12 protein-coding genes are annotated in these 9786 nt (G+C 69.3%); 5 read left to right on the plus strand and 7 right to left on the minus strand.

What is annotated here, in order from left to right; all coding sequences use genetic code 11:
* Window positions 1-11 precede the first annotated feature (11 nt).
* The 3 genes from pstC (at window position 12) to pstB (ending at window position 2938) form a co-directional block, all read left to right on the plus strand.
* Window positions 12-1025, plus strand: coding sequence for a phosphate ABC transporter permease subunit PstC (gene pstC / locus ABEA26_RS15260; RefSeq protein ID WP_345592747.1), 1014 nt, complete (start codon window positions 12-14; stop codon window positions 1023-1025).
* Window positions 1022-2077, plus strand: a complete 1056-nt coding sequence (gene pstA / locus ABEA26_RS15265) for a phosphate ABC transporter permease PstA (RefSeq protein ID WP_345592749.1) — start codon at window positions 1022-1024, stop codon at window positions 2075-2077. Before pstC ends, pstA begins: the two co-directional genes overlap by 4 nt.
* An 84-nt stretch (window positions 2078-2161) precedes the next feature.
* Window positions 2162-2938 carry a phosphate ABC transporter ATP-binding protein PstB gene (gene pstB / locus ABEA26_RS15270; protein WP_055417635.1) on the plus strand — a complete coding sequence of 259 codons (777 nt, stop codon included), beginning with the start codon at window positions 2162-2164 and terminating at the stop codon, window positions 2936-2938.
* 210 nt (window positions 2939-3148) lie between these two features.
* Here the strand turns inward: pstB and pitH are convergent, their stop codons facing one another.
* Both pitH and ABEA26_RS15280 read right to left on the minus strand, forming a co-directional pair.
* Window positions 3149-4147 carry a low-affinity phosphate transporter PitH gene (pitH, locus tag ABEA26_RS15275; protein WP_345592753.1) on the minus strand — a complete coding sequence of 333 codons (999 nt, stop codon included), beginning with the start codon at window positions 4145-4147 and terminating at the stop codon, window positions 3149-3151.
* A gap of 7 nt (window positions 4148-4154) precedes the next feature.
* Complete coding sequence (locus ABEA26_RS15280) at window positions 4155-4775, minus strand: DUF47 domain-containing protein (protein ID WP_345592755.1); 621 nt, start codon at window positions 4773-4775, stop codon at window positions 4155-4157.
* A 276-nt stretch (window positions 4776-5051) separates the two neighbouring features.
* Between ABEA26_RS15280 and ABEA26_RS15285 the strand changes: the two genes are divergently transcribed.
* Window positions 5052-5429 (plus strand): metal-sensitive transcriptional regulator, encoded by a 378-nt coding sequence (locus ABEA26_RS15285; protein ID WP_345592757.1) that lies wholly within the window; start codon window positions 5052-5054, stop codon window positions 5427-5429.
* A gap of 130 nt (window positions 5430-5559) precedes the next feature.
* On the opposite strand, the gene ABEA26_RS15290 is transcribed toward ABEA26_RS15285, so the two are convergent.
* Window positions 5560-5739: a hypothetical protein gene (locus ABEA26_RS15290; RefSeq protein ID WP_345592759.1), complete on the minus strand. Its 180-nt coding sequence runs from the start codon at window positions 5737-5739 to the stop codon at window positions 5560-5562.
* 68 nt (window positions 5740-5807) lie between these two features.
* The gene (locus ABEA26_RS15295; RefSeq protein WP_345592761.1) at window positions 5808-6782 is read right to left on the minus strand and encodes an SCO4651 family lipoprotein; all 975 of its coding nucleotides are present in this window, start codon (window positions 6780-6782) and stop codon (window positions 5808-5810) included.
* Between the two features lie 87 nt (window positions 6783-6869).
* Here ABEA26_RS15295 and ABEA26_RS15300 point away from each other — a divergent pair, with 87 nt between their 5' ends.
* On the plus strand, window positions 6870-7040 hold the full coding sequence (locus ABEA26_RS15300; protein ID WP_345592763.1) for a hypothetical protein: 171 nt from the start codon (window positions 6870-6872) through the stop codon (window positions 7038-7040).
* Window positions 7041-7198: 158 nt separating this feature from the next.
* On the opposite strand, the gene ABEA26_RS15305 is transcribed toward ABEA26_RS15300, so the two are convergent.
* The 3 genes from ABEA26_RS15305 to ABEA26_RS15315 all read right to left on the minus strand — a co-directional run bounded on the left by ABEA26_RS15305 (window position 7199) and on the right by ABEA26_RS15315 (window position 9662).
* Entirely contained in the window at window positions 7199-7909 is a 711-nt protein-coding gene (locus ABEA26_RS15305; protein WP_345592765.1) for a phosphatase PAP2 family protein, read from the minus strand.
* Window positions 7910-8150: 241 nt separating this feature from the next.
* Window positions 8151-9170 (minus strand): bifunctional lytic transglycosylase/C40 family peptidase, encoded by a 1020-nt coding sequence (locus ABEA26_RS15310; RefSeq protein ID WP_345592766.1) that lies wholly within the window; start codon window positions 9168-9170, stop codon window positions 8151-8153.
* 57 nt (window positions 9171-9227) lie between these two features.
* The gene (locus tag ABEA26_RS15315) at window positions 9228-9662 is read right to left on the minus strand and encodes an ATP-binding protein (RefSeq protein ID WP_345592768.1); all 435 of its coding nucleotides are present in this window, start codon (window positions 9660-9662) and stop codon (window positions 9228-9230) included.
* Between the last annotated feature and the right edge of the window lie 124 nt (window positions 9663-9786).

Consider the following 9786-nt stretch of genomic DNA (forward strand, 5'->3'; position numbering starts at 1 on the left):
GGAGAAACCCGATGGACATAACCACTGATCCCCAGAAGCCGGCACCAGCCCCCGTACCACACCAGCCCCCCGGGGGCGGGACCAGTCGCGCCGCACGCGGCGCCACCCGCCCCGGCGACCGGATCTTCCTCGCGCTCTCCCGCGGGTCCGGCATCCTCGTGCTGGTCATCATGGCCGCCATCGCGGCCTTCCTCACCTACCGCGCCTCGATCGCCATCAGCAAGAACGAGGCCAACTTCTTCACCTACCTCGAGTGGAACCCGACCGGCATGCCGCCGGAGTTCGGCATCGCGGTCCTGGCCTTCGGCACCATCGTGTCGTCGGTCATCGCCATGGCCGTCGCGGTCCCGATCGCGGTGGGCATCGCGCTGTTCATCACGCACTACGCGCCGCGCAAGCTGGGCGGCCTGATCGGGTACGTGATCGACCTGCTCGCCGCCGTGCCCTCGATCGTCTACGGCCTGTGGGGCGCACTCGTCCTCGTGCCGCACATGGAGGGGCTCTTCGGCTGGCTGGACGACTACCTCGGCTGGACCGGCGTCTTCGAATGGAACGACGGCGCGCCGCGCTCGCTGTTCACCGTGGGCATCCTGCTCGCGATCATGATCCTGCCGATCATCACCAACGTCAGCCGTGAGGTCTTCCGGCAGGTCCCGCGCATGCACGAGGAGGCCGCACTGGCCCTCGGCGCCACGCGCTGGGAGGTCATCCGCATGTCGGTGCTGCCCTTCGGCCGCTCCGGCGTCATCTCCGCCTCGATGCTGGGCCTCGGCCGCGCGCTCGGCGAGACGATGGCCGTGGCGATGGTGCTCTCCTCCAGCTTCGAGATCAACCTCAGCCTGCTCGACACGGGCGGCGGCACCTTCGCCCAGAACATCGCCAGCAAGTTCAACGAGGCGAGCGAGATGGGCCGTGACGCGCTGATCGCCTCCGGTCTCGTCCTCTTCGTCATCACCCTGCTGGTCAACGGCGCGGCCCGGATGATCATCGCCCGCCGCAAGGAGTACTCGGGGGCCAACGCATGAGCAACGCAACCCTTACCCCCGCCGGCCGCAGCTCGCTGCGCGGCGCCACGCTGCCCAAGTGGTTCCTCTGGGCGGTCGCCGCCGGCTCGATCGCCGCCGGGCTGGGCATCAGCGCCGCGGCCGGGCTGAACAGCAGCATCCAGTGGGCTCTGATCGCCGCGGTCCTCTTCGTCCTGGGCACCTACGGCATCTCGGCGCGCGTCGAGGGCGGGCGGCAGGCCAAGGACCGGGTGGCGACCAGCATGGTCTGGGTCGCGTTCATCGTGGCCGTGGTCCCGCTGGCCTCCCTGGTCTGGGCGACCGTCAAGCGCGGCGTGAAGGTCCTCGACGGCTACTTCCTCACCCACTCGATGGGTGTCGTCGCCGACGCCGAGGTGGGCGGCGGGATCTACCACGCCATCCTCGGCACCCTGGAGCAGGTCGGCATCGCCGCGGTGATCTCCGTGCCCGTCGGCGTGCTGACCGCGATCTACCTGGTCGAGTACGGGCGCGGCAAGCTCGCCAAGGCCGTCACCTTCTTCGTCGACGTCATGACGGGCATCCCGTCGATCGTCGCCGGTCTGTTCATTCTCAGTACCTGGATCCTGATGCTGGACATGGGCCCGTCCGGCTTCGCCGGTTCGCTGGCCCTGGCGATCCTGATGATCCCGGTGGTCGTCCGGTCCACCGAGGAGATGCTCAAGCTCGTCCCGAACGAGCTGCGCGAGGCGTCCCTGGCGCTCGGCGTGCCGAAGTGGCGCACGATCCTGAAGGTGGTCCTGCCGACGTCGATCGGCGGCATCACCACCGGCGTCATGCTGGCCGTCGCCCGCATCACCGGCGAGACGGCCCCCGTGCTGCTGCTGGTCTGGGGCACGGACTACATCAACGCGAACCCGTTCCAGGACGCGCAGGAATCGCTGCCGATGTACATCTATCTGCAGTACTCCAACAGCGCCGGCTCCGGCGCGGCGTACGACCGCGCCTGGGCCGCGGCCCTGACGCTCATCGCGTTCATCATGATCCTCAACCTTCTGGCCCGTGGCATCGCCCGCTGGAAGGCCCCGAAGTGACATCTATGCGGACCAGCCGCACGGCCGGCCGCTGACGCGGCCAAGGCGAAGACAGTCAGCGACCCGAAAGAAGCAGTGATTTCCATGGCCAAGCGCATAGATGTCAGCGGCCTCAACGCCTACTACAGCTCCTTCCTGGCCATCGAGGACATCTCGATGACCGTCGAACCCCGCTCGGTGACGGCCTTCATCGGCCCCTCCGGCTGCGGCAAGTCCACGTTCCTGCGCACGCTCAACCGCATGCACGAGGTCACGCCGGGCGGCCGGGTCGAGGGCAAGGTCATGCTCGACGACGAGAACCTGTACGGCGCGGGCATCGACCCGGTGGCCGTGCGGCGCGAGGTCGGCATGGTCTTCCAGCGGCCGAACCCGTTCCCGACCATGTCGGTGTACGACAACGTCGCCGCCGGCCTGAAGCTCAACGGCAAGTTCAAGAAGTCCGAACTGGACGACGTCGTCGAGAAGTCCCTGCGCGGCGCCAACCTCTGGAACGAGGTGAAGGACCGCCTGAACAAGCCGGGCTCCGGCCTCTCCGGCGGTCAGCAGCAGCGCCTGTGCATCGCCCGCGCGATCGCGGTCGAGCCGAACGTCCTGCTCATGGACGAGCCCTGCTCCGCCCTGGACCCGATCTCCACCCTCGCCATCGAGGACCTGATCGGCGAGCTGAAGGAGCGCTTCACGATCGTCATCGTGACGCACAACATGCAGCAGGCGGCGCGCGTCTCGGACCGTACGGCGTTCTTCAACCTGGCGGCGGTCGGCCAGCCCGGCAAGCTGATCGAGATCGACGAGACGGAGCGCATCTTCTCCAACCCGTCGGTCCAGGCCACGGAGGACTACATCTCGGGCCGCTTCGGCTAGGCCCGAACCCGATCCCCTCGCGGTGCTGCATGGCGGTGCCACCGCGAGGAGCACAAGGGCCCGCCCCCGTTCACCGGGGGCGGGCCCTCTTAGCTCCACACGTAGCTGCGGGCAGTCGTGCCGCTGGGGCGGCACGGGTGGGCGCGGCGGCACCCCGTCAGCGCCGGGCAGCGCGACCCACCCCCGGCCCGCCCCCCACGCAGGGCACCGCTACAGAAACGCCAGATTCACGATCCAGAACGACACCGCGGCCACCACCGCGGCCGCCGGCATGGTGATGAACCATCCCATGATGATGTTCCGCGCGACCCCCCACCGCACGGCGTTCACCCGCTTCGTCGCCCCCACGCCCATGATCGACGACGTGATGACGTGCGTCGTCGAGATCGGCGCGTGGAACAGGAACGCCGACCCGAACATGATCGAGGCGCCCGTGGTCTCCGCGGCGAACCCCTGCGGCGGATCCAGTTCGATGATCTTCCGCCCCAGCGTCCGCATGATGCGCCAGCCACCCGCGTACGTCCCCGCGGACAGCATCAGCGCGCAGGCGATCTTCACCCACACCGGAATGGGGTCGCCGTAGTCCTCGACATCGGCGATTACCAGCGCCATCACCACGATGCCCATGGTCTTCTGCGCGTCCTGGAGACCGTGCCCCAGCGCCATGCCCGCCGCCGACACCGTCTGCGCGATGCGGAAGCCCCGCTTGGCCTTGTGCGGATTGGCCCGCCGGAAGATCCACATGATCGCGGTCATCACCAGATACCCGGCGAGCAGACCGATCACCGGCGACAGGAACATGGGGATGACGATCTTGTCGACGACCCCGTCCCAGTACACGGTCGTACTCCCGGCCAGCGCCGCGCCGACCATGCCGCCGAACAGCGCGTGCGAGGACGAGGAGGGCAGACCGAAGTACCAGGTGATGAGGTTCCAGACGATCGCGCCCACGAGCGCCGCGAAGAGGATGCCCATCCCCTTCGAACCCTCGGGAGTCTCGATCACCCCCTCGCTGACGGTCTTGGCGACCCCGGACCCCATGAACGCGCCGGCGAGGTTCATGACGGCGGCCATCGCGAGCGCCGCACGGGGCGTCAGCGCGCGCGTCGAGACGGACGTCGCGATCGCGTTCGCCGAGTCGTGGAAACCGTTGGTGTACGTGAAGAAGAGCGCGACCCCGATGGTCACGACCAGTGCGAAGGTGTCCATGGAGGGGTCAGGACTCCTTGACCGCGATGGTCTCCACCGTGTTCGCCACGTGCTCGAAGGCGTCTGCCGCCTCTTCCAGAACGTCCACGATCTGCTTCAGCTTGAGCACCTCGATGGCCTCGTACGTGCCGTTGAAGAGGTGGGCGAGCAGCTTGCGGTGGACCTGGTCGGCCTGGTTCTCCAGCCGGTTGACCTCGATCCAGTACTCGGTGAGGTTGTCCATGGTGCGCAGGTTCGGCATGGCTTCGGCGGTCAGCTCGGCGGCCCGCGCCAGTACCTCGATCTGCTGGTCGACGCCCTTGGGCAGGTCCTCGATGTTGTAGAGGACGACCAGGTCGACGGCCTCCTCCATGAAGTCCATGATGTCGTCGAGGGACGACGCGAGGTTGTAGATGTCCTCGCGGTCGAACGGCGTGATGAACGAGGAGTTCAACTGGTGGAAGATCGCGTGCGTGGCGTCGTCACCCGCGTGTTCGGCGGCCCGCATACGCTCTGCGATCTCGGCCCGGGCGGATGCGTCCGCCCCGAGCAGTTCCATCAGGAGCTTGGAGCCCGTGACGATGTTGTCCGCCGAGGCGGCGAACATGTCGTAGAAGCTCGTCTCCCTGGGGGTTAGACGAAAGCGCACGTGGGGTCCTCGGGGTGCATCGGTTTCGGTCAGGCTGATGCTAGGCGCATCAACCGGCCACTGCTAACGGGCCGTCCCCCAGTGTCGCCCATCAGGCACAGTGATGAGCAGGCGGGCGACGCCGGGACACCGTCAGGGCCCCTCTACCCCGCAAAGTTCGTTACCATATACCCGGCAGGGGTATATGTCCGCTATCTACCCCGAACGGTTGCCCACTCTGCTCGCAATGTCCGCAATGCCGCCAGTACCCGCTCTGCCCCACAACAGGAGGACGCGATGACGACCACAGAGGCCGGCGCAGGTGCGCCCTCCCCCGCCGGCACCGCGGACGCGGTGGAGACGACCGAGGTCGTGACCGACCACGACCGCGGCATCCACGGGTACCACAAGCAGAAGGACGAGCACCTCAAGCGCCTGCGCCGCATCGAGGGCCAGGTCCGCGGCCTGCAGCGGATGGTCGACGAGGACGTCTACTGCATCGACATACTCACGCAGGTGTCCGCCTCCACCAAGGCTCTGCAGTCCTTCGCCCTGCAACTCCTGGAGGAGCACCTGCGCCACTGCGTCGCCGACGCGGCCGTCAAGGGCGGCGCAGAGATCGACGCGAAGGTGGAGGAGGCGACGAAGGCGATCGCCCGCCTGCTGCGCACCTGACCAGAAGCCGACGGGCCGTCGACCGGGCGACCGCCGGCCGATGACCACCGATCGATGGCCGCCGGCCGATGACCACCGACCGGTGACCGTCGGCCGATGACCGGTGAGGCGCTCCCCTGCCGTCTGTCTCCTACTGCCCGGCCCCGGCCCGTCGCTCCTCGGTCACCCGCAGCACTTCGTCGATGCTCTCGAGACTGAGCCGCTCCCGGGCGGCCGACGCCGCGATGATCAGCTCGCCGCACAGCTCGATCTCGGCGAGGGCCACGTGGTCCTGAACCGTCGTACCGCCGACCGGGGCCACGCGCGTCACCTCGTCTCTGCCGACACCGACTTCCTAGAGTAGGGAGCGGCCTACGCACCGCGCATGGCACGGAAGGGCTAGTCCTTGCCGCCCGCCCCCGCGCCGGAGCCGCCCCCGCCGGGCTCCCCCGGCCCCGCGGACCCCCCGGCGTCCGCGGTGTCCCCGGTGTCCCCGGTGTCCCCGGTGTCCCCCGGCTCCGCGGCGATCCTGCCGGCGTAGATGTCCTGATCCTCCGGCAGCCGTACGCGGACGGCGGCGCCGAAATCGTAGAGCAGCGTCGTCGAGGTGACGGCCACGGTGCCCTCGTCCCGTCCATTGGCGAAGCTGAAGCGGTGCCGGATCTTGCGGATCCGGCCCTCGTCGTCGAGGTAGGCGTCGAACGGCACCTCGACGGTGGCGAACCCCTCGGCCGCCGCGGCCAGCGCCTTCCTGTTGCCGTCCGACGCGTCCCGCGCCGCCCGGGCGAGATCGGCGGTCCCCCGGTAGTGCCGTACCGGTGTCCCCGCGAGTTCCGTCCGCCCCACGTACGTCGCCGTCCGCGTCCCCAGCAGCACCTCGGCGGCCGCGAACGGGTCCGTCGCGCCGCCGGTCACCATGTTCCCGTCGGACAGTGAGGCGGTCTCCACCCGCACCCACTTGTCGTCGGGCACACCGGCCCCCCGGTTCTTCATGTACAGGGCACCGGGTGCGAGCAGCTCGGTGATCGGCCGGTGCTCACTCGACCCCGCCGGGTCCTGCGGCAGCCGTACCTTCAGCCGCCCGAGCCGTCCCTCGAAGTCGTAGACACCCTCGCCGCGGATGGTCACCCGTGTCCCGCCGCTGGCCATCTCCATCGCCGTACGCGCCTTGGCGCTCCCGGCGGCCACCAGCCGGTCGGCGGCCCGGTGCAGCACGGCCACCGGATCGCCGCCGGCGCCGCCCGCCCCCTGCACGGCGGCCCCCTGCCAGGAGCACCCGCCCCCGGCCAGACACACACAGACCACTCCCCCGGCGAGAGCCACGCCCCCGCCCACCGTCCTCCTCCGCCGCCGCTCCCTCTCCCATCGGATCATCGCCACCTACTCCAGCCGTCACACCCGTTCCGGACCCCCTGCCGTCCCGATTAACGAGGGGCAGGCGACCCCGGTAACGTTGTGGGCGTGGCGCAGCAGGAAGGTCTCGAGGCCCCCCAGGACATCCCGGAACACCTCACGACAACGGTCGAACAGGGCCCGTTCTGCCTGGCCCGCTGCACCTGCGGCTGGCGAGGCCCGGCCCGCAGGGCGAGAAGCCTGGCCCGTACGGACGCGAAGACCCACGCGCCCACCTGACCCGGAGCACGCCGGCGGCACCCCGCGAAACGACGAAGACGCGGCCCGGCGCCCGGCGTGTCTCCCACGCCAGTACGACCGAAACCGCGTCTTCACGCGCTACCCCGGAACGCTGTACACGGCGCCGGCGGGGTCGGGTCCCTCAGTAACAGACAGCGTCAGGCGGCGAGATCCCGCTCGCCCGCCCCGGCACTCTCCTTGCGCGCCCCCGGAATCACCGCGTCCCCTCCGGCGGCGTCGTCTCGCCCCCGCGCGCTGACCAGCCATCCCACTCGGGGCGACCGCTCGATCGCCCGGGTCAGCGGCGTCAGCAGGGCCATGGCGACCGGCGACAGCAGCAGCGCGACGGCCGTACCGAGGGCGAATCCGCCGATGACGTCCGTCGGGTAGTGCACGCCCATGTAGACGCGGATGAAACCGCCGAACACCGCCAGCACGATCGCGACGAGCCCGAACTTCCGGTTGGCGACGAACAGGGCGACGGCCAGGGCCATGCAGAGCGTGGCGTGATCACTCACGAAGGAGAAGTCCTCCTTCCCCTGGACGAGGACCTCGAGCCCGTCATGGGTCTTGAACGGCCTCGGCCGCTCCACGAACCCCCGTATCGGCACGTTGACCAGCACCGCGACGCCGGCCGCGAGCGGCGCCCAGGTCAGTGCCGCGACGTTCGACGCCGCTCCCTCACCGCCGCGCCGCCGTACGGACCACCAGCACCAGAGCACCAGCAGCACGATCGCGAACAGCAGTCCGTACTCACCCACGAACTCCATGACCCGGTCGAACCAGTGAGGTGCGTCCTTGGCCAGGCCGTTGATGTCGTAGAGCAGCTCGACGTCGGGGTTCGCCCCGGATTCGGCGAGTCCAGCCATGGTGCTGCGGCCCCTTCGTCATATCTTCCGGCGCACCGAGCGCACGCCTCTTCTGCCACCCCCGTGGTCGTAGATCCGCCGGAGCCGCTCGGCCCGCACCGCACACCTACACGTGAACAGGAACGCACGACCCCCGTTGATACGTTCCACGCTCCACCGAATGATCACGCAGACGTTATCGAAGAGAGACACATCGTCGCAGCTCAGGGCAGGGTTTCACGCTGGGTCCAAACCCTGCCATTCACACCGTCGTGGGCAGCGCTTTCGCGCCATCCTCGGTCACCCGGGTGGCCCCGAAGTAATCGGGGGTGTCGATCGGGTCGAACCGGATCACGGCGCCCGGCCGCGGCGCGTTGATCATGTACCCGCCGCCGACGTACATGCCCACGTGCCGGATGGCCCGGGAGTTGGTGAGGTCGTCCGAGAAGAACACCAGGTCGCCGGGGAGCAGTTCGTCCCGCGAGGGATGCGCCCCCGCGTTGTACTGGTCGTTCGCGACCCGGGGCAGCTCGATCCCCACACTCTCGAACGCCGCCTTGGTCAGCCCGGAGCAGTCGAACCGCCCTCCCTGGTCGGCCGTCCCGTTCCCGCCCCACAGATAGGGCGTGCCCAGCTTCTCCTGCGCGTAGGCGATGGCCCCGGCGGCCTGTTCGGAGGGATCGACCCGGGTGGTGGGCGCGGCGAAGCTCTTCGCGAGCGTCGTGATCGTCTTTACGTAGTTCTGCGTCTCCTCGTACGGCGGCACACCCTGGTACTTGATGACCGCGTAGGGACCCGCGTTGTAGGCGGCCAGCATGTTCCTGGTCGGGTCCCCGGGCACGTCCTTCACGTACGAGGCGAGGGAGCAGTCGTACGACGCCGCCGACGGGATGGCGTCGTTCGGATCCCACACGTCACGGTCCCCGTCCCCGTCCCCGTCGACCCCGTGGGTGGCCCACGTCCCGGGGATGAACTGCGCGATGCCCTGCGCCGCCGCGTGGCTCTGCGCCTTCGGGTTGAAGCGGCTCTCCTGGTAGAGCTGGGAGGCGAGCAGCGCGGGACTGATGGCGGGGCAGTGATTGCCCCACTTCTGCACGAGCGGCTGGTACGCCGCGGGCACCGACCCCTCGGCGAGCCTCTTGGACCCACCACCGGCACCGCCGGCGGGGTCCCCGGCGACGAGGTAGACGCCCACGACGAGCAGCATGACGAAGCCCAGCCCGCCCGCGACCGCGACCCCGGCCCCGACCCACATCTTGCGCATGGTCCAACCCTCCCCCATGGCCGGGCCGTTCAATAACACTTTCCGGCCATGTCGCGCGCCATTCGTGACCGGCCCTCAGCCTTCGGAGCACTCCGCCCACAGCAGCTTGCCGCCCTTCGAGGCGCCGACCTCGCGGAGTACGGAGACACCCACCGCGTCCGCGCAGGCCCGCACCAGGTGCAGACCCCGCCCGCTCTCGGCGTCCTCCGGCGGCAGGGCGCCGGGTTCCTCCCCGTCGCGGAAACCGGGCGGCACCCTCCAGTCGTTGTCCCACACGCCGACCCGAAGCCGCCCCGGCTCGCGCGACAGGATGCGGAAGGCGTAGGGGCCGGTGGTGTGCAGGTGGGCGTTGGCGAGCAGTTCGGCGGCCAGCAGCTCGGCGGTCGGCACGAGCTCACCGAGGCCGTGCGCGGCCAGGGTGGCACGCAGGGTTGTGCGGGCGATCCCCGGTGCGCGTGGATCGTGCGGGAGGTGGAGGGTGTATCCCCAGGACGGGTTTACGGTGGCCATGGAAGTCTCCGTTCACAGAGAAGAGTTGGGGACTCGCATTCCGTTGCCCAGTGTCATGCCGGCCCATCGACCGGTGCGCTTCTGGGCGCTGAGGCGCCACAACTGGAGCTAGCAGTGAGGGATA

Origin of the sequence: Streptomyces marokkonensis, from assembly GCF_039539045.1 — a bacterium.
GTDB lineage: Bacteria > Actinomycetota > Actinomycetes > Streptomycetales > Streptomycetaceae > Streptomyces > Streptomyces marokkonensis.

Coding starts and splice junctions, on each gene's coding strand:
- pstA (WP_345592749.1), top strand. CDS start 1,022: ATGAGCAACGCAACCCTTACCCCCGCCGGCCGCAGCTCGCTGCGCGGC.
- ABEA26_RS15305 (WP_345592765.1), bottom strand. CDS start 7,909: ATGGCTGGACTCGCCGAATCCGGGGCGAACCCCGACGTCGAGCTGCTC.
- ABEA26_RS15310 (WP_345592766.1), bottom strand. CDS start 9,170: ATGGGGGAGGGTTGGACCATGCGCAAGATGTGGGTCGGGGCCGGGGTC.
- ABEA26_RS15315 (WP_345592768.1), bottom strand. CDS start 9,662: ATGGCCACCGTAAACCCGTCCTGGGGATACACCCTCCACCTCCCGCAC.
- pitH (WP_345592753.1), bottom strand. CDS start 4,147: ATGGACACCTTCGCACTGGTCGTGACCATCGGGGTCGCGCTCTTCTTC.
- pstC (WP_345592747.1), top strand. CDS start 12: ATGGACATAACCACTGATCCCCAGAAGCCGGCACCAGCCCCCGTACCA.
- ABEA26_RS15295 (WP_345592761.1), bottom strand. CDS start 6,782: ATGATCCGATGGGAGAGGGAGCGGCGGCGGAGGAGGACGGTGGGCGGG.
- ABEA26_RS15285 (WP_345592757.1), top strand. CDS start 5,052: ATGACGACCACAGAGGCCGGCGCAGGTGCGCCCTCCCCCGCCGGCACC.
- pstB (WP_055417635.1), top strand. CDS start 2,162: ATGGCCAAGCGCATAGATGTCAGCGGCCTCAACGCCTACTACAGCTCC.